The organism is bacterium, assembly GCA_035295165.1.
Classification (GTDB): Bacteria; Sysuimicrobiota; Sysuimicrobiia; order Sysuimicrobiales; family Segetimicrobiaceae; genus JAJPIA01.
In genome coordinates, this window is the sequence record DATGJN010000026.1 from 48,871 (window position 1) to 70,397 (window position 21,527).

A 21,527-nucleotide genomic window follows, 5' to 3' on the forward strand; every position below is an offset into this window, starting at 1 on the left:
CGGGGACGTCGGGGGCCGCGCGCAGCGCGGCCCCCGAGCGCTCGATGTCAGTGATCCAGGATCTTGACCCGTCCGAACGTTCCGTACCAGGCGGCGGCGGCCGGCGGGAGCGCGAACCCCTGCACCCAGGGCTTGATCGCGATGATCACGCCGAGGTGAAAGATCGGAATCGCCGGCAGCTCGGTGTTCAGGATCTTCTCCGCGGACTCGTACAGCTGTTTGCGCTTCGCCGCGTTCCCCTCGGCGGAGCCCGCGCGCACGGCCGTGTCGTACGCCGCGTTGCGCCACTTGGTGTGGAAGAAGTCCTGCTCGGAATCGAACAGAATGTTGGCCCAGTTGGCGGGGTCCTCGTAGTCCGACCCCCACCGGTTGATGTACGCTTCGTACGGCTGCGTCGCGTACGAGTTGAATGCGGCTTGGAACTCCTTCGCCTCCATCCGCTGCAGCGTGACGTTGATCTTCAGCGTGTCCTGCCACATCTGCTGCAGCGCCTGCGCCACCAGGTCGAACGTCACGAGCTTCGGCCACGAGATCTTGAAGCCCGGGAATCCCTTGCCGTCCGGGTATCCGGCCTCGGACAGCAACTGGCGCGCATGGGCGACGCCGCCGGTGAGGGGAGGATTCGCGAGGTAACCGATCGTGCCCGGCGGCGTGATCGTGAGGGCCGGATCGTAGATGCCGCGGAGGACCTGGCTGGCGATCCGCGTATGGTCGGTCGCCAGGTACAGCGCCTGGCGGACCTTAGGGTTGCTGAGCGGCGACTTCGTGTTGGTGGTGTCGCAGAACATCATCGCCGTGCCCGACCACCGGTACTTGTGGGTCTGCTTGCCAAGCGTCGCGTCGCCGCGGACCCGCACGATGTCGGCTGGCTGGATCTGGTCGGTGACGTCGAGCTCGTTGTTCTCGTACGCGGGCAGGCTGGTGCGGAACGGATCATCGGTCAGTGTGAACACGACCTTCTGCAGCGTCGGCTTGGGTCCCCAGTAGCGCGGGTTCGCAACGATCGTCAGCTCCTTGTCGTGCTCCCACGACTGCAACTTGAACATGCCGTTGCCGACGTGGTTGCCGGCTTCCACCCACTTCTTGTCGTACTTCTCGACCTGCCACCGGGGCACCGGCATGAAGTTCCACGTGGACACGAGGCGTGGGAAGTACGCGGCGGGCGCGGCCATGGTGGCCTGCAGGGTCAGGGTGTTCACCGCCTTCACCGCGACGTTGTCGGCGGTCTTGGTCTTGCCCTTGTTGTAGTCGAGCGCGCCCTTGATCGGGTAGAACGCGGACGCGTAGTCGCTCGCCACCGCCGGGTCGAGCACGCGCTTCCACGAGTACTCGTAGTCCGACGCCGTGACAGGGTGCCCGTCGGACCACTGCATCCCCGGCCGCAGGTGGAACGTGTACGTCAGCCCGTCCGCGGAGACGCTCCACGAGCGCGCGGCGAGCGGGATGATGTTGCCGTTGCCGTCGAAGGTGATCAGCGGGTCGAACAGCGCCATGCCGATGAGGATCTCGGGGCGGGCTTCCATCGTGGCCGGGTCGAAATGGAGCGGTTCCTGGTCCGGGTAACGGAGGACTTGCTTCGCCGGCGCCGCGAGGGCGGCTGCGGCCGGTTCAGGACGCGCGAACGACGCTGCGCTTGCGCCGACCGCAGCGGTACTTCCGATCATCGCGCTGAGCTTCAGGAACTGACGGCGAGAGATCAACCCGGACCGATAGTACGCCTCCCAGGGAAACCGCATCGACCGATTCGCCACCGTGCTCTCACCCCCGGACCAGAGTAGTGGTGCCTAGCAGCGATTCGGCCGGGTAGGCGGAAACCCTTTCGCCGCGGTCACACCGTGATCGTGTCCCCGCGTGTCGCGGACGCCTTCACTGCGTCCATCAGGCCGACCACACGCCGAAAGTGTTCGAAGTGGTTTGGACGCGGCGCCTCTCCGGCGGCGATGCGCACGCCCTCGTGGAGCATCGAGACGACCGGTTCATCCATCCAGGGAAGGCGCGCCGCGTCCCGCTCCCCGTGGAAGCGGACCGCCGTCCGGTAGGGCTCGAGGCGCAGCGCGTCGCGCGATCCGATCAGCTCGATTTCGACCTCGCCTTGCGGCACCGTGGGGATCGACGCGGGCAGGCAGCGCGACAGGTCGATCGTGGCGATGGTGTCATCCCCGAGTCGCGCGACGATCGCCGCCGTGTCCTCGGTGCCGCCGAAGAGGCCGGCGACCGTGGCGTGCACCCGGCGGAGCGCGTGGGGCACGGCCGTGCACAGCGTGTCGAACAGATCCCAGCCCAGCCGGTCGAGGATCGAGTCGTCGCCGGAGCCGCGGTCGGGGACCCGCAGCCGGACGGCGGCATAGATCGAGTGCAACCTGCCGAGTCCTCCCGCCACGGCCAGCGCAACCGCACGGGCCCCCGCGGGCGTGTACCGGATCTCGCCGGGTGCGAGCAGCACTCCGTGTCCCCTCGTCTGCGCGGCGGAGAGGCGATCGAGGGCCTCCGTGGTCGTGGCCGCAGGAGCGGGGCACACGACGATCTTGTCCGCACCCAGGGCGGCTTCGACCGCTGCGCTGCGCCCCGGATCGTCGCTCGCGACCAGCACGACCCCGACCGCCGGATGCCGGGCCACCGAACCCCAGTCACGTTCGAACCCGGCCCGCAGGGATCGCGCCAGGGCGGCGGCGGCCGTTCGGTCGCGCCCGTTGGGGCTGGGGGCGATCGCCGACACCTCGGCACCCGCGGGCGGCGCTGCGTAGTCCGCCAGCGCTGCGGCGTACCGGTTTGCGCCGATGATGCCCATCCCGATGGGAGACGTCACGCTTGAGCCCTCCCGCCCTCGATCGGGCTGCCGGCGGCGAGATGTACGACCCGGCCCGAGCGCCCCGACTCGACGCCCGCGAGGGCGAGTCGGAGCGCGGCGCGGGCGTCCTCCGGAGGCATCGGCACCGGAGTGTCGCGCCGCACCGCCTCGACGAACGCCGCGTGCTCACGCACGTACGCGGGCAGATTGTGCAGGAGGATCTCGTAGCCTCCGGGGAACTCCGCCGCGCCCTCGCGGAATCGTGTGATGCTGATCAGGTCGTGATCCTTCGCGCGCAGCGCGCCGCGATCACCGTACAGCTCGAACTGATGGAACGCCGGGTACCCGGGCGGCAGGCAGTTGCTGAGCTCGCTCGACCCGATGGCGCCGTTGGCGAAGCGGACGGTGTACGTCAAGAAGTCCGGCACCCCGCGGTTCCCCTCCATCGTGATCTTGTGCTCGCAGGAGACGGAGACCGGTTCCGCCCCGACGAACCATCGCAGGAGGTCGGTTTCGTGCACGCCGTTGAGGATCGCCGCGCCCACCGTGACGTTCGGATCGCCCGACCAGTGGGTGGCCGAATAGTAGCCGCCGGTCTCGCCCGTCCGCGCGCGACTCCGGCGCTCGTTCTCGCGCACGAGGCGCACGGCCCCGACGTCGCCGCGATCGACCGCCCGCCGCACCTGCATGTACCGCATCGTGAACCGGCGGCTGTGGGCGATCATGAGGTGGACCCCGGCCCGGCGGCACGCGGCGATCATCGCGTCCGCGTCCTCCACCGACGTGGCCATCGGCTTCTCGCACAAGACGTGCCGGCCGGTCGCGGCGGCTGCCTCGGTCCACTCGCGGTGGGCTTTCTCCGGCGTCGCGATCACGACGACATCGATGTCCTTCCGCGCGATCAGCTGATGACCGTCCGCGTACGCGTCGGCGCCCCACGGCGCCGCGGCGGCGCGCGCGGCCTCCACGTTCACGTCGGCGGCGGCGACGAGCGTGACCTGCTCTCTCAGGTGCTGCATGGCGGGGAGGTGCGCGCTGCGGGCGATGCCGCCGCAGCCGATCAGGCCGATCCGGATTCGTGCCACTCGCCACCTCCGGGAAGGCTGCGGTCGCCGCGGACATGTTCGCCGCCCTGGCGACGCGCGGTTGCGCAGTGTCTCGGGGACATCGGCACAATACCACGCCGTCGGCGCGCTTCCTGCCCGGGGCGACCGCCGGCCGGTTCCGAAGCGCCGGTGGAGGATCTGGTCGCCGCGATTCCCAAGCCCTTACAGTGTGGACGCGCGACGCATCTCTTGGCCTCTCCTCGCGCTGTTATGGATCATGGGGGCGGATCTGCGCCTGACGATTCTCGCGGTGCCGCCGGTTCTCACGCTGATCCATCGCGACCTGCATCTGTCCGAGGCCGGCGTCGGCGCGCTGACGGCGTTGCCGGTGTTTCTCCTGGCGGCCGCGGCGATCCTCGGGTCACTGCTGATCGCGCACACGAGCGCCGTCCGCGCCGCCGCGGCCGGGTTGTTGCTCGTCGCGGTGGCGTCCGCCCTCCGCGGCGTCGGTCCGTCGGCGGTCATGCTCTTCGCGATGACTCTGCTGATGGGGATCGGGGTGGCGGTCACGCAGCCGGCGATGCCCTCGCTCGTGGGGCGATGGTTTGCATCCCGCGTCGGCCTCGCGACGGCAGTGTACACGAGCGGGCTCTTGATCGGAGAAGCCCTGAGCGCGGCGCTCACGCTGCCGTTCGTGCTCCCGCTCGTCGGGGGGAGTTGGGAGCGGAGCTTCGTCGTCTGGTCGCTGCCCGTGCTGCTCACCGCGCTCGTCCTCGGCGCGCTGCCGGCCCCGCCGCCCGCCGCGGCATCCTCGCGCCGTTGGTGGCCCGACTGGCGCGGGGGACCGACGCTGCGGTTGGGTCTGACGTTGGGCGGCGCCTCGGCCGCGTACTTCGGATCCAACGCGTTCATCCCTGAGTTCCTGCGCGCCACGGGGCGGTCCGACATGATCGGCCCGTGCCTCACCGCGCTGAATACGGGGCAACTGCCCGCGTCGGTCGCGGTCGCGTGCCTGGCGCCCCGGATGATCGGGCGGCGCGGGCCGCTGATGGCGAGCGGGGCGCTGATCCTGGCCGGGTTGGCGATCTTCCTCCTCGCACCGGGACCGGGCCTCGTGCTCGGAGCGGTGGTGATCGGATTCTTTACCGCGCAGATCCTAGTGCTGACGCTGGCGATGCCCCCCCTGCTGACGGAGGCGCACGACGTGCACCGGCTTTCGGCGGGCATGCTCGCGATCGCCTACGCCTGCACGTTTGTGTTTCCCCTGCTCGCGGGTGCGGCGTGGGATGCGACCCGACTCCCCGCCACGGCGTTCTTGACCGTTGCCGCCGGCTCCGTGATCTCCGTGGCCGCGGCGGCCGGGCTGCGACGTTGACGGCCGCCGCCCGCCCGTCGGCCCGTGAAGGAACGGTTGGTCCCCCCGCGTATTCAGTGGGCGTCGCCGTGTCCGCGCCAGGGGGGGGCGTCGAGCAGGTGCACAGGGGAGCCGCCGTGCGATGAGTCGGTCCGCGACCGTGTTGGCCAGGTTTCCACTGTCGGCGACCGCGGCCGTCGTCGACTCTTGTGGGGCGGTTCGCACCCGAGCCGGCACGCGGGGCCGGGGCTCCGCCGCGGCCACGGGTCCGTGATGCGTCTCGGGGTCGTGTTGCGAGATCTTCTGCCGTCGCCGGGACCGGCCCCCAGCATCCCCGCGCGCCGGATGGTGGAGCTGGCCAGCGAGGCCGAAGGCCTCGGCTACGACAGCGTCTGGATCACCGAGGGGACCGGCAAGGAGAGCTTCGCGATGCTCGGGGCGATGGCGATGGCCACCTGCCGCGTCGCGCTCGGGACGAGCATTCTGCCGATCCTCTCGCGGCCGGTCACGGTGACGGCGATGGCCGCGGCCACGCTGGATGATCTCTCGGGCGGTCGCGTCAGGCTCGGGCTCGGGACCGGCCACCCCGCGATCAGCGAGATGGCCCACGGGATCGCGTTGCCGCGTCCGGTCCGCGCGATGCGCGAATACGTCGAGGCGCTGCGCCTCGCGCTCTCGGGCGACTCGACGCACTACGATGGGGAGACGCTCCAGATTCGCCGGTTCCGGCTGGAGTTCGCGCCGTCGTGTCGCGTGCCGATATTCATCGCGGGGCTCGGCCGCACGATGCTGCGCCTCGCCGGGGCGCTGGGCGACGGTGTGATCGTGACGTGGGTGCCGCCTTCCCGCGTCTCGTGGGTGCGCGAGCAGGTAGCGGACGGCGCGCGGCGGGCCGGGCGGGATCCGAGAGCGGTGACCGTTGTCGCGACCGTCCGCGCGTGCGTGTCGGACGACCCGGAGGCGCGTGACGCGGGCCGCCGACAGCTCGCCTGGTACGCGCGGTTGCCGGTGTACGCGCGGATGTGGCGGGAGAGCGGATTTGGCGACGCGGTCGACCGCGTCACCGAGGCGCTCGGTGCGGGCGTGGAGGCCGCCGCGGGGGTCGTGCCGGACGAGATGCTCGACGCGCTCATCGCCTTCGGGGGGACGACGCGGCTGCGGACGCATCTCTCAGCGTACCGGACGGCCGGAGTAGATCTTCCGCTGGTGTATCCGGTGCCGGCCGGCGCCGATGCCCCGTTGACGGCGCTTGAGACGATGCGGGCCGCGGCGCCCGCGCGAGGGGAGGGCGGGGCGTGATTCGGGTCGCGATGCTGGACGACTACCAGGGTGTGGCGTTGACGATGGCCGATTGGGGCGCGCTGGGCTCAGGGGTCGGCGTGGAGGTGTTTCGCGATCACCTGAGCGACGAGGGGGAGATCGCCGCGCGCCTCGCGCCGTTCGCGGCGGTCGTCGCGATGCGCGAGCGGACGCCCTTCGGCGCGTCGTTGCTCGAGCGGCTGCCGGACCTGCGGCTGCTCGTGACGACCGGCATGGGCAACGCCTCGATCGACCTGGACGCGGCGACTCGGTTGGGGATCGTGGTGACCGGCACGCCGATGCTTCCCTACCCGACCGCGGAGCTGACGTGGGGTCTGATCCTGGCCCTCGCGCGGCGGATTCCGCAGGAGCACGCGTCGGTCCGACGCGGCGACTGGCAGGCGACCGTCGGCGTCGGCCTCCGCGGCAAGACGCTCGGCGTCATCGGCCTCGGCCGGTTGGGGGCGCAGGTCGCCTCGATCGGGCGCGGGTTCGGCATGGTCGTGACGGCTTGGAGCCAGAACCTGACCGCGGCGCGTGCAGAGGAGTGCGGCGCGACGCTCGCGACCAAGGACGAACTGCTGCGCACGGCGGACGTCGTCACCATTCACCAGCGGCTGAGCCCGCGCACCCGAGGGATGATCGGAGCGCGGGAGCTTGCGCTGATGCGGCCGACCGCGTACCTCATCAACACGTCGCGGGGTCCGATCGTGGACGAGCGCGCGCTCCTCGACGCGCTCGCGCGCGGCACGATCGCGGGCGCGGCGCTCGACGTGTACGACGAGGAGCCGCTCCCGGTCGACCATCCGCTGCGGCGCGCGAACAACCTCGTCACGACTCCACACCTCGGGTACGTCACGGTGGAAGGGTATCGAGAAGCCTACGGCGGCGCGGTCGAGGACATCCGTGCGTTTCTCGACGGGCGTCCGGTGCGCGTCCTGAACGAGCCCGTCCTCGCGTCGCCGGCGCTGCGCGCTCGACGTCCCGACTAGGCGGAGTGCCGGAGTTCTTGCCGTTGCGGCGGGGGGTGAGCGCGGTCCTCACCGGGCCGTCGGCACAACGTGCCTCCACCGTGGCTGAAACTTCCGCGGCGAGAGTCCCTATCCCCACAGCGCCGGCTTCGTCACCATCATGAACACGATGACCACGACGACGACGGCGAGGGCGATGCCGAGCTGCGTGCTGAGGGCCTCGAGCTTCCGATATTCGGGCGACGCGGCGCCGCCGGCCTCGAGCGCGGCGATCTGCCGTCGTAGTGTCGGCGTATAGCCCACGGCGGCGATCACGACGAGGATCACATAGAGGATCAGGCTCGTCAGCAGCCACGGGGTCGTCACGGGGATCCTTCCTAGATAGGCCATGGCCAGCCCGGTGATGAGGAGCAAACCATAGGCCGGATTGGCAAGGCGATCGTCCAGGACCTTAATGCCTCGAAGCGTGAAGGGGAGGTACTGAGGCTCTCGTGCCGCTCGTGAGAGCCAGACACCATACGTGATGTTCGTCCCCAGCGCGGTGATGGCCATCAGCACGTGGACCCATTTCAGGATCGGATAGGCTGCCATGCGTCCCTCCCCGCAGCGTGATCAGGCATATCCTCCCGTCCAAGATCGAGGAGGAGGCGTCTCGGGCGAGTTCAGGCGCCACGGTTTTATTGCGCCCGCGCCGCCTACCGGCATCCGCACGACGTTGGCAGCGCTACCTGGCTCGCGGCGGCAGTCCTCCCAAAACGTCAACGGGCCGGTTGCCCGGCCCGCTGCTCGAGGATCACAAAAACATGATCTCAAGAAACGCGTCTTCTGTCAAGAGCCGCTGCGCGCCAGGTAGATCAAGGGCCCGCCGGCGGGGCAGATTGGAACCGCCCTCCCGATAGACGAGGTCATCACCCCGCTTATCGAACCGCCAGAATCAACCGACCGTCGAACGGGCGCAATCCGGCGGCTCAACGGCGAACGGGTGCTCGTCATGCCCCGACGTTGACGCGGGAGCGGATCCGCTCCCCGAGGTATGCGCCCTGCCGTACCAGGCGCGTCTGCAGCTCCGGCACCGGGACGCGGCGCGGCGGGATTCCGAGCGACACCGCGATCGCGGCGGCGGTGCCGGCCGCTTCGCCCATCGCCATCGCCGGCGGCATCACGCGCACCGCCGCGAGCGCCTCGTGCGTCGCCGCGAGCGACCGCCCGGCCACCAGCAACTGCTCCACCTTGAGCGGTACGAGCGAGCGGTACGGGATTTGGTAGATGTTTGCCGTCTTGAGTTCCCCGGTGACGCCGCCGCCGTCGCTGGTCGGGCTGTGGATGTCGACCGGATACCCGGCCAGGGCGATTACGTCCTCGAACTCGCGTCCATCCGCCAGATCCTGGAGCGTGAGCGTGTACTCGCCGGCGATCCGGCGCGTCTCGCGAACGCCGATCTGCGTCGCGGTGTCGAGCAACTCGCATCGCTCGAACCCCGGCACCCACTTGCGGAAGAACGCCATCAGCGTCTTCATCTGCCGGCGCCCCTCGATCTCCGCCTGCGTCAGGTCGCGCGCGCTCGTGCCGACGAGACGCTGGACGCGGGTGGTGTTGATCCGCCAGACGCCCGGTTCCAGCGTCTTGTACATGCCGATCCCGCGGCGGGGGATCGGGAACTCGCCGCGCTCCCGCGCCTGCTGCACCAGCGACGAGAACGGGCGGTAATCGTCGGGGTGGGCCTTGATGTACGCCTTCACGCGTTCGTCGTCCACGTTGGCGACGCGGAAGAACAGCGTCATCGGCTGCGTCAGCCCGTCCTCGGGCCGGCCGATCTCGAACGGCACGCCCGCCCGCGCCGCGACGTCGCCGTCGGCCGAGCAGTCCACCGTGACCGTGCCGCGCAGCACCTCGAGCCCGGACTTGCTCGCGGCCACGACCCCGGCCAGCGCATCCCCGCTCGTCACCGCGTCCACAACGAATGTGTGCAGCCGGAGCTCGACGCCGGCTTCGAGGCACATCTCCATGGCCACCTGTTTGACGGCCTCCGGGTTGAACGGGGTGACCTTGTCATGCCCGTACTCGATGAACCCGCAGTACTCCGTGGACGCCGCCACCTTCGACGGGTGGATCGCGCCGCCGATCCCTACCATCCGCAGGACCATCTCCTCGAAGATGCCCTTGATGAGCTGCGTCGTGCCGTCGAGGCTGTAGGACGTCATGCACGGGCCGACGAGGCCGGCTGTGAGATTGCCGCCGAGAAACCCGTACCGCTCGACCAGCAGCGTGCGCGCCCCGTTGCGGGCGCTCGCGATCGCGGCCCCCAGCCCCGCGGGTCCGCTCCCGACGACCAGGACGTCGGCGTCTTCCACGACCGGCAGTTCCTTTCGGTATGCGATCGATGCGCTCATGGCGTATCCTCCTGCGTGACGTGTGCGCGGGATGGGCCCGCGTTGTGCCCGGTTCGGCGCTACGTCGGCAGCACCGCCGACAGCCCCGCGGCATCGTGCATGATCGTCTCGATCTCGTGCAGCACCTGCTCAGAGAGCCGGACGCCCGTCGCCCCGGCCGCGTCGGCGATCTCCGCCGGCGTTCTGGCGCCGATCAGCGCCACGGTGACAGGGGGCCGGGACAGCACCCATGCCACGGCGAGCTGTGGCAGCGTGGCTCCGCACCGGCGGGCCACCGCCGCCAGCCGATCGACGACGTCCAAGTTGCGCTCGAAATTCCCGGGCGTCAGCAACGCCTGGCCGAACAGGGTGCCGCTCTTTCGCCAATCGGCGTCGTCGAACACGGTCGCCCGCGTCAACGCGCCGGTCAGCAGCCCGTGCGCGAGGGGGCCGTACGCCATGACCCCGATTCCGAGCTCGCGGCACGTCGAGAACGTCTCACGGAGCCACCGTTGATCGAACAGGTTCACGCTGACCTGGTTCGCGGTGAGACGCGCGCCGCGGAGCGCAGAGGCGCACGCCCGGAGCTGGGCGCCGGTGAAGTTGGAGACGCCGACGTGCCGCGCCTTGCCCGTCCGGACGAATCCCTCGAGCGTCGCCGCGACGTCGTCGAGCGGCACGGTCGGGTCCGGCCAGTGCACGAGGTACAGATCGATGTAGTCGGTCTGGAGCCGTTTGAGGCTCGCCGCGATGTGTTCGCTGAGCGCGTCGCGCCGGCTGTCCCGCCCGAGCACCTGGCTCTGCGCGTTCCAGATCAGGCCGCCCTTGGTCACGACCACCGCGTCCGCCCGGCGCGGGCCGAGCGCCCGTCCGAGCAGTTCCTCGGCGTGGCCGTTCCCGTACGACGGCGCCGTGTCGAAGCACGTGACGCCCGCGTCGAGCGCCGCGGCGATCGTCCGGATCGCGTCGCGGTCGTCGCTCGGTCCATACCGCGCGCCGCCGATCGGCCACGTGCCGAGGCCGATCGCCGACGACCGCAGCGTGCTCTGCCCGAACGTTCGCAACTCCACCGTGCGACCTCCCCTCGATGTCGTCCCGCTATCTCGACGCCGTGTGGGGATCCAAATAGTCCCGCACGGCGTCGCCGAACTGCCCGACGGTCACCACGACCACGCTGAGCGCGAGGCCTGGAATCGTGGAGATCCACCAGCCGGTGGTCAGGTAGTCCCGCCCGTTGGCGATGATGAGGCCCCACGACGGGTGGGCCGGCGTCGTGCCGAGTCCGAGGAAGCTCAACGACGCCTCGGCCAGGATGACCAGGCCGAGCTCGACCGTGGCGACCACGACGAGCGGCGTGACCGTGAACGGCACGATGTGGCGCCACACCAGCCGGAGCGTGCCCGCGCCCGTGGCCAGCGCGGCCGTGACGAACTCCCGTTCTTTCGTGACCAGCGAGGACGCCCGCGCGATCCGCGCGAACGTCACCCAGCGCGTCACGGACAGCGTGATGATCACGTTCGCGACGCTCCGACCGAGCACCGCCGCGATCAGGATCGCGAGCAGGATCGACGGGAACGCCAGCTGCAGGTCGGCGAGGCGCATCAGCACCGCGTCCAGCACCCCGCCGCGGTACCCGGCCGCGACGCCCGCGGCGAGGCCGACCGCGCCGGCCGCGAGCACGGTGGCGACACCGACGATGAGCGAGATGCGCGCGCCCTGGAGCACCTGCGCGACGAGGTCCTTGCCGACCTGATCCGTCCCGAGCCACGCCCGCGGCCCGTCCGGCAAGAGCGTCCCCGGGGGCGCCAGGCGGTCCGCGAGGCGGACCGTGACCGGGTCGTACGGCACCAACATCGGACCGACCACGGCCACGAACGCAAACGCCGCCAGCGGCGCGCTCCACCACAGGAGACGCCGGCGCGCACGGCCGACCGCGGCGGGCACAGACGACATCGAGACCGGTGCGCTCATCGCCGCGGCGGTCATCGGTAGCGAATCCGTGGGTCGATGTACGCGTAGCTCACGTCGACGAGCAGGTTGATCAGGATGAACCCCGCGGTGATGCACAGGACCCCGACCTGCACAACCGGATAGTCGCGATTGCTGATCGCATCGACGAGCAGGCGCCCCGCGCCCGGCCACGCGAACACGGTCTCGACGATCACCGCCCCGGCCAGCAGGTTGCCCAACTGCAGCCCCACGATGGTGACGACCGGGATCAGTACGTTGGGGAGCGCGTGCCGGGCGATGACGGCGCGCCGGGTCAGCCCCTTGGCGTACGCCGACCGGATGTAGTCCTCGTCCACGACTTCCAGCAGGCCGCTGCGCACGAGGCGCGTGAGCACGCCGATCAGCAGGAGCGCGAGCGTCACGGCCGGCAGCACGAGATGCTGCATCCCGCCGATCCCGGCGCTCGGCAGCCAGCGAAACTGGCGCGCGAAGATCAGGATGAACATGATCCCGAGCCAAAAGTTCGGCACGGACTGTCCGAGGAGCGAGGCGATCGACACCACGTAGTCGACCGCCGACCGGATGCGAATCGCGGCCAGGATGCCGAGCGGGAGGCCGACCGCGACGGCTAGCGCCATCGCGCTCCCGGCCAGGAGCGCCGTCGCCGGCAGCCGCTCGGACACGGCCTGCGTCGCCGGTTCCTCCAGCCGCAGCGACGCGCCGAAGTCCAACCGGGTCGCGCCCGCCAGATACCGCGTGTACTGGGTCGCGAGCGGCTGGTCGAGCCCCAGGCGGTGGCGCAGCGCCTCCACGTCCTGGCGCGTGCCCTCCGAGCCGATCATCATCTGTGCGGGGTCCCCGGGGATCACCCGGACCGCGACGAACACGATCGTCAGCGCGCCCCACAGTACGAACAGGGCATAGACCAGCCGGCCGCCGAGATACGACGTCACGGGTTCATGCCCGGTCGCTGCGCACCGCGCGCCCGCCCGTTACCGTTTCACGGTGACGGAGGTAAACGTCGGGAACGTCGGCGTCGGGACAAATCCCTGCACCGACTTGCGCGACACGTAGGTCTCGATCAGCTCAAACGGGTACACACCGACCGCGTCGTCCCACAGGATCTCGCACACCTGGCCGTAGTAGACCTTCCGGTTGTTCTGGTCCACCGACTGGGCGGCCAAATCGAGCAGGTGGTCCACCTGCGGGTTGGCGTACCCCATGCGGTTCGCCTGGGTCGTGTACAGACGGTGCAGGACGAAATCCGAGTCGCCGGTGATGACGATGTTCGTCTGGAGGTCGAGATCCCAATCCAGCTTGAGGAGCCGGTCGAGCCACTGCGCCCGCTCCGCCTGCGCGTCCTTGACCCGCACGCCGACCGCGTTCCAGTACGAGAACAGCGCCTGCGCGACCTCACGGTCCTGCGGTCCGGAGCCGGGGTTCCAAATCATCGAGGTGTCGAACCCGTTGGCGTGGCCGGCCGCGGCCAGCAACTGCTTGGCCTTCGCCGGGTCGTACCCGTACGGGCGCTGTGGTGCGTACCCGAACACCGTGGACGGGATCGGCGCGGTCATCGGCCGCGCAATGCCCTTCAACAACGTGTTCAGCATCGTGTTGATGTCCAGCGCGTAGATCATCGCCTGCCGCACGCGCTTGTCGGTGAACGGACTGCGCTTGACGTTCATCCAGATGAAGTAGTAGCGGTACGAGGGGGTGGTCTGGACATTGAGGTCCGCGTTACTCCGCAGCGAAGCGAGCTGATCCGGCGGCAATCCGTACGTGAGGTCGACCTCGCCCGTGATCAACGCCGTGACGCGCGCGGCGATCTCCGGGATGTCTCGGAACCGGAGGGTCTTGATCCCGGGCGGCGTCGCCCAGTATCCGGGGTTCGCGTCCAGGACCAGCTCGCTGTCCGGCCGGTAGGATGTCACGCGGAACGGGCCGGACCCGATCGGACGGTTGAAGAAGCCGGCGTTGTTCATCGAGGCGGCCGGCAGGATCGAGAGCAGCGATAAGTTGGCCAGCATCGTCCCGACGGGTGTCTTCGTCTTGACGCGAACTGTGGTGTCGTTGGGCGCGTCGACGGTGTCGATCGCCACCCACAACGGCGCAAACGGTCCCTTCTGCGCGATCATTCGCTCCAGCGACGCCTTGACGTCCCGGGCGCTGAGCGTCGTGCCGTCGTGAAACTTGACCCCGGGGCGGAGCGTGAACACCCAGGTGGTTGGGTCCGGTGTCTCCCATTTGACGGCGAGCGCCGGGCGGTACCCTCGGGTGCGCGTGTCGCGCGCAACGAGCGTATCGAAGACGTGGGCCGATACGACGCGCACCGATTCCTCGGCGGCTTGGGCGCCCATCGGGTCCAGCGCGACGATGCGCGCGGGAAGCGAGACGCGCAACTCCCCGGTCGGCGCGGCCGCAGCCGCGTAGGCTGACGGTACCGCCCGGCCGTACGCGCCGAGCAGCACACCGCCGGCCGCGGCGCCTGCCGCGAGAGCCGCGTTGTCGAGGAACTGCCGGCGGGTCACCCGCCGCATTCCGTGTTCTCTCCGATCGCGTGCCATCGACACACCTCCTCGATTACTGGGCCGTCCCGGCGCGGTGCGCCTGGCCCAGCGGTCCCGCCAGATGCGCCGCGTTCGCAAAGATGAGCGGATCTCCGCCGGTGTTGATGAAGACCACCGTGCTCCCCGGGGCGACGGTTCCCTGCGCGACATCACGGAGCAGCGCGGCGAACGCCTTACCGGTGTAGACGGGGTTGAAGATGAGCGCTTCCGACATGGCGGCGGTTCGGATCGCGGCAAGGGCGGCGGCCGTGGGGACGCCGTACGCGTCGCCGCGCTCCCCGTCGTCGAGCCGCAGGGGCTCGTTGGGCACGGGCGCGCCGAGCAGCGCGGCCGCGGCTCGGGCGAACTCCCGCACCTTTGTGTCCACGACGTCTGAGAGGGCGCCGACACACACGCCGGTGATACACGTAGATGCGAGGCCCTCGGCCGGACCCCGCGCCCCCACGAGCAGGCCGGCGAGTGTGCTCCCGGAGCCGACGGCCACGTAGAGGTGGTCCGGATGTATCCCCCCGGCGCGACACTGGGCGTCGAGCTCCACGGCGGCCTGCACATACGCCGCCGCGGCGAGCGCCCCGGCGTGCGAGCCGCCGTGGAGATAGATCAGGTACGGTCTCTCTCCGCGGGCGCGTTCCTCTTCGACCCACGCGTCGAGACGGCGTCGAGTGCCCTCCGCGTACGGATCCATCTGATCCGTGAAGCGGATTTCCGCGCCGAGCAGATGGTCCAGGAGCAGGTTGCCTTGGATGGGTTCCGTGCCGGTGCCGCGCAGGAGCAGACCCACTCGGAGTCCGGCGCGCGCTCCCGCGGCGGCGGCGACGCGGCAGAAGTTGGACTGCGCCGCGGCGGTCGTCAACAGCGACGTCGCGCCTTCGGCCAGCGCGTCGCCCACGAGGTACTCGATCTTGCGGACTTTGTTTCCGCCGAGTGCGAGGCCCGTGAGGTCGTCTCGCTTGATCCAGAGCTGGATGTCGAGCGCCCGCGACAAGTTCGCCGCGTGCTCGAGCGGCGTGGGCAGCACGGCAAGCGGAAACCGGGGCAGCCGGTCGAGCGTGGCCACGATCGGCGACCGGCTCACGCCTGCCGCCCCAGCGTGGAGAGCACGGTGCGCATGCCGCCGAGGACGTGGTCGCGCATCAGGCGGCCGGCAGCGTCGGTGTCGTGCCTCGCGAGCAACTCGAGCAGCGCGGCGTGCGCCGCGGGATCGGGCGCGGACAGCCGGCTGGGATCGAGGAGGCGCGAGCGGTAGTATTCGCACTGATCCGCGAGATTTTCGAGGACCTGATCGAGGCGTGGCATGCCGGCCGTGCTCCGCACGTGACGGTGAAACGCCCGGTCGGCGGCGCGAAGCGCGTGGATCGCGGCCGGAAGTTCCGCGCGCCGCTGGCGCACCGTCTCGTTCAGCCGGCGGGCCTGGTCGAAATCGTCGGCGGAGATGCGGGACGCCGCCTCGCGCGTCGCCAGCGCTTCCAACTCGGCCCGCATGAGGTAGATCTCGCGCACCCCGTCGGGGTCGAGCCGCGCGACGACCGCTTCTTTGTGCGGGGTGAGGCGGACGAACCCCTCTCCCGCAAGACGCTTCAGGGCGTTCGCGATCGTGATGCGACTGACGCCCAGGCCGGCGGCGATCCGGCTGACCACCACCGGCTCGTCCGGTCCCCACCGGCCCTGGATGATGGCCTGCCGGATAGACTCGTAGGCCGCCTGCTCTCTGGTCTTGAACTCGAGAGGCGGCGTCTCGGGCGCAGATCGCATGCTACATGCATTATGCAACCGACCCGCCATCCCCTGCTGGTTCAAGCCCCTTCCAGGACTCTCCGTCCCTCCCAGCGGCCTTCACGCGGCGGTCGTGGCGATCTCGCGCTCGCGTAGAAGGGGAGGAAGGGCTCGGCGCACCACCGTAGTGCTGACAGGCACGTCGGGAAGACGCGCCCGCAACGGGCGCCTCGCGAAAGGTGCGATCGTGCTCTCGAGGCGGCGGTTTCTCGGAATCGGTCTTCTGCTTTCGGCGACGGCGGCGTCGCTGGGGGCGTGGCGCGTGCTCGACATCGTCCGCCGCCGGCCGCCGGAGCCGGCGCTCGGCGACGCTCCGACCGGGACGCTCGCCGCGTCGACGGTGGCCACGCTCGTGGCCGCCGCACAGGCGGTCACGGGGTATCCCGTCGAGCCCAGCCACTACGAGGAGTACTACCGTTGGCGGGCGCAACACCTTCGAGGATACTTCGCGCTCTACGAACGGTTTGCCGGAGCGGTGGATCGCGACGCGATCCGCTCGGCCGGGCGGCCGTTCGTCGCGTGTGCTGCGGCCGTGCGCGCAAGGATTCTGGCCCGGGCGGTCCGCTCGAGGCATCCGGCGACGGTCGTGGACCGGCTGCGCGTCGACATGCTCGACGCCGAGTGGCCCACGTTTGACCGCTTCGTGCTCGGCGAAACGCTCGCGTTGTTTGCCCGCACCGACGCCTGGGTGGCGCTCGGGTATCACGGATGGCCGGGTGTGCCGCGGGGCCTCGACCGCTACCGGCGCGCGCCCGGTTAGCCGGGTCCGCTCCCGATGAGCAACCGGCTGGCAAGCGGACGCTGACATGCGATGACCGGACGCACCGTGGCTGTTGTCGGCTCGGGGGTCTGCGGGACCGTCATCGCGTTTCTGCTGGCGCAGCGGGGATACAGGGTCGACGTGTTTGAGAAGGGCGGCGACTATCCGTACCCGCACGCGCCGCAGTTTCAGGACCGGTTCCTGCACGGGTACGAGAATCCGGCGTACGCTCCGCCAGACGACCTGCAGGGACTCACGCTTTCTGGCGACTACCACCGCGATCTCAACGACGAGCGCCACATCGTCGTCGGCGGGTCCGCGACCCATTGGGGCGCCATTACCCCCCGCTTGCGCCCGCCCGATTTTCGCACGAAGAGCCAGTACGGGTTTGGGGACGATTGGCCGATCACCTACGATGAGGTGGAGCCGTACTACTGTCGGGCGGAGGCGCTGCTCGGAGTCTCGGGTACGGATGCGGACAACCCGTTCGCACCGGCGAGATCCCGGCCGTATCCCCTGCCGCCGTTCGAGTTGAGCTACGGTGACCGCGTGCTCGCCGGACGGCTCGCCGCACACGGCATTACGTTACATACAACGCCGCAGGCCGCGACGCGCCAGGCCTACGGCGCGCGCCCGGCCTGCCAGAACTTCGGGGCGTGCGACGTGTGTCCGATCGGGGCCCGGTATTCGCCCAACTATCATTTGATGCGCGCCGTCGCCACGGGCGCGTGCGCGGTGCATTCCCAAACCGCGGTCCGGCGCATCGTCGCGGACCGGTCGGGCCGGGCGACGGCGCTCGTGGTCCGGCCGGACGGCGGGGCCGCCGACCGGGACCACGGCGCGGACGTGATCGTCGTGGCCGGCGGGGCGATCGAAAACGCGCGACTGCTACTGCTCTCGCGCCAGGACCGATCGCTCGGCGGGCTTCGGCTCGGCGACGTCGTCGGGCACTATCTCGCGTTCCACCATCTTTGGACCGGGCGCCTACACTATGCCGAGCCGTTGTATCCTGGCGAGGTCGGCCGGTTCACCGGGCAGAGCTACCAGTTCATCGACCCGCCGGGGCGTGGGGCGCACGGCGCGGTCAAACTCGAGTTCTCCTCCAACATCGTGCCGCCGCCTGAACGCTCAACCGACGGCGCGACGACGGGCTCGGACGTCCTCGAGGCCCTCCGGCCCACCCGGGCGCAGCGGATGCTGACGGTTCACGCGGAAAGCGACCCGAGCCCGCGGCGGGTCGTGACGCTGTCGGAGACGCGCGACCGCTTCGGGGATCCCTACGCGCACGTGCACTATGAGCTCACCGAGTTCGACCACGAGACGTACCGCTTCGGACGCGGCCTCTTCGAGCGGGTCGCCGCGGCAACGGGCGCGCGGCGCGCCGAGTTCGAGCCGGTCGAGAGCGTCTACTCGGGATGTCATCACATGGGCACCTGCCGGATGGGCCGCGGGCCGCGCGACAGCGTCGTGGATTCGTTCGGCGCCGTGCACGGGAGTCCCAACCTGTTCGTCGTGGGCGGCAGCGCGTTCGTGGGGCCGGGCCCCGTCAACCCCACGCTCACGATGGTCGCGCTTGCCACCCGCACGGCCGATTACATCGCGGGCCGCCTGCTGTAAAGGCCCCCCCCAGCGCGAGGCGCGGCACGCGGGACCGCGCATCGCAGGTTCGCCGCGCGGGCGCAGTATCGGGTGACACAGACGAGCGGTCTTGGCAGTGGTCACCTGCCGCGGGATACTGAGGTTGGGGCGGCGAGGAGGAACCGACGCATGCTGGTACGCCGATTGGGACGCAACGGGCCGGAGGTGTCCGCGATCGGGTTGGGGTGCATGGCGATGTCCGGCGCCTACGGACCGGCGGACGACGCCGAGAGCGTCGCCACGATCCGGGACGCGCTCGACACCGGGGTCACCCTCCTGGACACCGGGGATTTCTACGGCATGGGGCACAACGAGATGCTGCTGCGCGAGGCGCTCGTCGGCGGAAGGCGCGCGCGGGTTTTCCTCGGCGTGAAGTTCGGCGCGCAGTGGGGACCCGACCGATCGTACCTCGGATTCGACGGCCGCCCCTCTTCCGTCAAGAACTTCCTCTCGTACACACTCCGCAGGCTCGGGACCGACTACGTCGATCTGTATCAGCCGGCGCGCGTCGACCGCGCCGTGCCGATCGAGGACACGGTTGGCGCGATCGCCGACCTGATCCGGGCCGGCTACGTGCGCCACCTCGGTCTGTCGGAAGCGTCGGCCGAAACGATACGCCGAGCGCACGCCGTCCATCCGATCGCCGCGCTCCAGATTGAGTACTCGCTTCTGAGCCGCGGCGTCGAACGGCAGATCCGCCCCACGCTGCGCACGCTCGGGATCGCGCTCGTCGCCTACGGCGTGTTGTCGCGCGGACTCCTCGGTGGACGGGCCGCCGCGGGACCGCGGCCGGCGGGGGATGGTCGGGGACACTACCCGCGCTTCCAGGGCGCCAACTTCGAGCACAATCTCACGCTGGTGAACGCGCTCCGCGAGGTCGCGACGGCGAAAGGGATCACCGTCGCGCAACTCGCGCTGGCCTGGGTGCTGGGGCGCGGAGGGGACGTGATTCCGCTGGTCGGCGCCCGCACCCGCGGCCAGTTGGCCGACGCGCTGGGAGCCCTGGATGTCGATCTGACGACCGGCGACCTGGCCCGCATCGAGCGGGCCGTCCCGGCTGATTCCGCTGCGGGCGGGCGTTACGCGCCCGCGCAGATGGCGGCGCTCGACAGCGAACGCACGTGAGCGGGGTGTGAGGCATCGAACGTCGTGCGTGATCCTGGGCTCCCGGTGACGGCGGTTATCGGGCGCGCCGCGATCCGAAGCCGGCGCAGGTGGAGGCGTGTATGTTCGTGGGCTACGTGAGCGACGAGAACTACGTCGCGGTCGTTGACGCGGCGCTGGAGTTCCGGCAGAACGGGCGGACGGTTGCAATCGCGCAGTCGACGGCGAGCGGCCGCGTGTTTGCCGACGTTGTGCCCGGTGAGTATCAGGTGATTCTCGCGCGGCCGGGGTTCGGCGCGAAGCGCGTGATCGCGTGGATCGCCGACGGCGCGCCGGTCTCGTTCCGGTTGCTCTCCGACGGACTGCTGGGCTACGCGTGGCCGAAGTGGGTCCGCGCCGGGGAGCGGTCGGAGTTCCGCGTGCACTCCGTCGGACCGTACCGGTTGAGCCTGTGGCGGTACGGTAAGACGAAGGAGTTCGTGCGCCTCTTGGGATGGTTCGACGAACACGGACCGCGGGCCGTGATGCAGATCACGCCCGACGGCGACTACACGCAGACCGGGGTGCGGTGGAACTCGGTCGGGTACGGCAGTTCCCACCACGGGCAGCGCATCGAGGCTCCCGCGGCGTCGGGCCTGTACTATTTCCACGCGAAGGCGGCGTCTGGCGCCTTCTTTTCGTTTCCCTGGGTCGTCGCCCCCGCCGCGCCTCGCGCGCAGGTCGCGGTGCTGGCGTGCAGCATCACCTGGAACGCGTACAATAACTTCGGGGGCCGCAGCAACTACATCAACCCGAGCGGGCTGCCGTCGGAGCCGACCGTCAACGCCCGTCAGGAGTTGTCCCGGTACCAGCTCGCCGATTCGCTCAAGGTGTGGAGCCCACGGGACGAGGCCTATCTGCCGCTGTCGTTCGACCGGCCCGAGATCGGCAACCACGTGCCCGAGGACGAGGTGGTCACGCACCCGATCGAAGGGCGCATCGCATCGGCGCAGGCGCCGGGCGAATGGCGCCTGCTCGCGTGGCTGGAGCGGGAGGGGGTCCCGTACGACTACTATGCGGAGCCGCAGCTACACACGGGCGCGCTCGACCTGGACCGGTACCGCGTGTTAATCCTTCCGATTCACCCGGAGTACTGGTCGCGTCTCATGTACGAACGCGTGAAGGAGTGGGTCCACACTCGGGGCGGACGGCTGATGTACCTCGGCGGGAACGGCCTCAATTGCGAGGTGGAGTTTCTGGACGAGTACAGCGTGCGCTGTAAGACCCACCTCGACAGCGAGGCGGGCTCGCTTGGGATGCAGGACCCCGACCGTCCGGGCGCCTACCTCGAGAGCCGATTTCACCGGACCGTGGAGTCCGAGGCGAACCTGCTCGGCGTCGTGTGCAGCGAGACCGGCATCATGACGGCCGCACCGTACCGTACCGTACCGTCAACGCGTCGCACTGGGCGTTTGCAGGCACAGGGCTGCGCGACGGCGATCTGTTCGGCGAGGCCAGCCTGCACGAGCGCGTGCACGGGGGCGCGTCGGGGCACGAGACCGATAAGATGAGCCGGTTCTCGCCGCCGGGCACGAGACTCCTGGCGAAAGGGGTCAATCCCGACGACGGAGGCTCCGAAATGGCGTACTACGAAGCCCCAAGCGGCGGCGCGGTCTTCTCCGTTGGCTCCATCACGTACTGCGCGTCGTTGCTCGTGGACCCGGCCGTCTCGACGATTACCCGCAACGTGCTCAGCCGGTTCGTGGAGGACCCCCGGCGCGGGACGCCAGGCTCGCCCGTCGCCCGTGTCCCCCGGCGAGGGCGTCGCAAGACGCTCGGCTAGCGCCGATCCCGCCGGCTTGCGGATTTCGCCAGGGTCACGATCCATCCGCACACGATCGCGGCGATCGCAAACCCAACGATCGTGAT

The 21,527-nt window shown here is 70.0% G+C and carries 19 protein-coding genes; 8 read left to right on the forward strand and 11 right to left on the reverse strand.

Annotated features, from left to right (window positions below; translation table 11 throughout):
• Nucleotides 1-47: 47 nt before the first annotated feature.
• The 3 genes from VKZ50_03670 to VKZ50_03680 form a co-directional block, all read right to left on the reverse strand.
• Nucleotides 48-1,751, reverse strand: coding sequence for an ABC transporter substrate-binding protein (locus VKZ50_03670; protein HLJ58809.1), 1,704 nt, complete (start codon nt 1,749-1,751; stop codon nt 48-50).
• A gap of 77 nt (nt 1,752-1,828) precedes the next feature.
• The gene (locus VKZ50_03675) at nt 1,829-2,806 is read right to left on the reverse strand and encodes a Gfo/Idh/MocA family oxidoreductase (protein HLJ58810.1); all 978 of its coding nucleotides are present in this window, start codon (nt 2,804-2,806) and stop codon (nt 1,829-1,831) included.
• Nucleotides 2,803-3,873 (reverse strand): Gfo/Idh/MocA family oxidoreductase, encoded by a 1,071-nt coding sequence (locus VKZ50_03680; protein ID HLJ58811.1) that lies wholly within the window; start codon nt 3,871-3,873, stop codon nt 2,803-2,805. Before VKZ50_03680 ends, VKZ50_03675 begins: the two co-directional genes overlap by 4 nt.
• Before the next feature lie 190 nt (nt 3,874-4,063).
• Between VKZ50_03680 and VKZ50_03685 the strand changes: the two genes are divergently transcribed.
• The 3 genes from VKZ50_03685 (at nt 4,064) to VKZ50_03695 (ending at nt 7,479) form a co-directional block, all read left to right on the forward strand.
• Complete coding sequence (locus tag VKZ50_03685) at nt 4,064-5,209, forward strand: MFS transporter (GenBank protein ID HLJ58812.1); 1,146 nt, start codon at nt 4,064-4,066, stop codon at nt 5,207-5,209.
• 252 nt (nt 5,210-5,461) lie between these two features.
• Nucleotides 5,462-6,487, forward strand: a complete 1,026-nt coding sequence (locus VKZ50_03690; GenBank protein ID HLJ58813.1) for an LLM class flavin-dependent oxidoreductase — start codon at nt 5,462-5,464, stop codon at nt 6,485-6,487.
• Nucleotides 6,487-7,479 (forward strand): D-2-hydroxyacid dehydrogenase family protein, encoded by a 993-nt coding sequence (locus VKZ50_03695; GenBank protein ID HLJ58814.1) that lies wholly within the window; start codon nt 6,487-6,489, stop codon nt 7,477-7,479. Before VKZ50_03690 ends, VKZ50_03695 begins: the two co-directional genes overlap by 1 nt.
• A gap of 108 nt (nt 7,480-7,587) precedes the next feature.
• Here the strand turns inward: VKZ50_03695 and VKZ50_03700 are convergent, their stop codons facing one another.
• The 8 genes from VKZ50_03700 to VKZ50_03735 form a co-directional block, all read right to left on the reverse strand.
• Nucleotides 7,588-8,049, reverse strand: coding sequence for a DUF2269 family protein (locus VKZ50_03700; GenBank protein HLJ58815.1), 462 nt, complete (start codon nt 8,047-8,049; stop codon nt 7,588-7,590).
• 398 nt (nt 8,050-8,447) lie between these two features.
• Complete coding sequence (locus VKZ50_03705) at nt 8,448-9,848, reverse strand: FAD-dependent oxidoreductase (GenBank protein HLJ58816.1); 1,401 nt, start codon at nt 9,846-9,848, stop codon at nt 8,448-8,450.
• A gap of 59 nt (nt 9,849-9,907) precedes the next feature.
• Complete coding sequence (locus tag VKZ50_03710) at nt 9,908-10,897, reverse strand: aldo/keto reductase (GenBank protein ID HLJ58817.1); 990 nt, start codon at nt 10,895-10,897, stop codon at nt 9,908-9,910.
• A 28-nt stretch (nt 10,898-10,925) separates the two neighbouring features.
• Complete coding sequence (locus tag VKZ50_03715) at nt 10,926-11,813, reverse strand: ABC transporter permease (protein HLJ58818.1); 888 nt, start codon at nt 11,811-11,813, stop codon at nt 10,926-10,928.
• Complete coding sequence (locus VKZ50_03720; protein ID HLJ58819.1) at nt 11,810-12,730, reverse strand: ABC transporter permease; 921 nt, start codon at nt 12,728-12,730, stop codon at nt 11,810-11,812. The genes VKZ50_03715 and VKZ50_03720 overlap by 4 nt, the downstream gene beginning before the upstream one ends.
• Before the next feature lie 39 nt (nt 12,731-12,769).
• Entirely contained in the window at nt 12,770-14,341 is a 1,572-nt protein-coding gene (locus VKZ50_03725; protein HLJ58820.1) for an ABC transporter substrate-binding protein, read from the reverse strand.
• 16 nt (nt 14,342-14,357) lie between these two features.
• Entirely contained in the window at nt 14,358-15,419 is a 1,062-nt protein-coding gene (locus VKZ50_03730) for a pyridoxal-phosphate dependent enzyme (GenBank protein HLJ58821.1), read from the reverse strand.
• On the reverse strand, nt 15,416-16,096 hold the full coding sequence (locus VKZ50_03735; GenBank protein ID HLJ58822.1) for a GntR family transcriptional regulator: 681 nt from the start codon (nt 16,094-16,096) through the stop codon (nt 15,416-15,418). The genes VKZ50_03730 and VKZ50_03735 overlap by 4 nt, the downstream gene beginning before the upstream one ends.
• 208 nt (nt 16,097-16,304) lie before the next feature.
• Between VKZ50_03735 and VKZ50_03740 the strand changes: the two genes are divergently transcribed.
• From VKZ50_03740 to VKZ50_03760, 5 genes are all read left to right on the forward strand, one after another.
• Nucleotides 16,305-16,877 (forward strand): hypothetical protein, encoded by a 573-nt coding sequence (locus VKZ50_03740; protein ID HLJ58823.1) that lies wholly within the window; start codon nt 16,305-16,307, stop codon nt 16,875-16,877.
• A gap of 51 nt (nt 16,878-16,928) precedes the next feature.
• Nucleotides 16,929-18,494, forward strand: a complete 1,566-nt coding sequence (locus tag VKZ50_03745) for a GMC family oxidoreductase (protein ID HLJ58824.1) — start codon at nt 16,929-16,931, stop codon at nt 18,492-18,494.
• A 150-nt stretch (nt 18,495-18,644) separates the two neighbouring features.
• The gene (locus VKZ50_03750; GenBank protein ID HLJ58825.1) at nt 18,645-19,640 is read left to right on the forward strand and encodes an aldo/keto reductase; all 996 of its coding nucleotides are present in this window, start codon (nt 18,645-18,647) and stop codon (nt 19,638-19,640) included.
• A gap of 101 nt (nt 19,641-19,741) precedes the next feature.
• Complete coding sequence (locus VKZ50_03755; protein HLJ58826.1) at nt 19,742-21,169, forward strand: carboxypeptidase-like regulatory domain-containing protein; 1,428 nt, start codon at nt 19,742-19,744, stop codon at nt 21,167-21,169.
• Complete coding sequence (locus VKZ50_03760; protein HLJ58827.1) at nt 21,085-21,441, forward strand: N,N-dimethylformamidase beta subunit family domain-containing protein; 357 nt, start codon at nt 21,085-21,087, stop codon at nt 21,439-21,441. Before VKZ50_03755 ends, VKZ50_03760 begins: the two co-directional genes overlap by 85 nt.
• Nucleotides 21,442-21,527: the final 86 nt, after the last annotated feature.

Coding starts and splice junctions, on each gene's coding strand:
- VKZ50_03690 (HLJ58813.1), top strand. CDS start 5,462: ATGCGTCTCGGGGTCGTGTTGCGAGATCTTCTGCCGTCGCCGGGACCG.
- VKZ50_03700 (HLJ58815.1), bottom strand. CDS start 8,049: ATGGCAGCCTATCCGATCCTGAAATGGGTCCACGTGCTGATGGCCATC.
- VKZ50_03705 (HLJ58816.1), bottom strand. CDS start 9,848: ATGAGCGCATCGATCGCATACCGAAAGGAACTGCCGGTCGTGGAAGAC.
- VKZ50_03715 (HLJ58818.1), bottom strand. CDS start 11,813: ATGACCGCCGCGGCGATGAGCGCACCGGTCTCGATGTCGTCTGTGCCC.
- VKZ50_03725 (HLJ58820.1), bottom strand. CDS start 14,341: ATGGCACGCGATCGGAGAGAACACGGAATGCGGCGGGTGACCCGCCGG.
- VKZ50_03735 (HLJ58822.1), bottom strand. CDS start 16,096: ATGCGATCTGCGCCCGAGACGCCGCCTCTCGAGTTCAAGACCAGAGAG.
- VKZ50_03745 (HLJ58824.1), top strand. CDS start 16,929: ATGACCGGACGCACCGTGGCTGTTGTCGGCTCGGGGGTCTGCGGGACC.
- VKZ50_03750 (HLJ58825.1), top strand. CDS start 18,645: ATGCTGGTACGCCGATTGGGACGCAACGGGCCGGAGGTGTCCGCGATC.
- VKZ50_03755 (HLJ58826.1), top strand. CDS start 19,742: ATGTTCGTGGGCTACGTGAGCGACGAGAACTACGTCGCGGTCGTTGAC.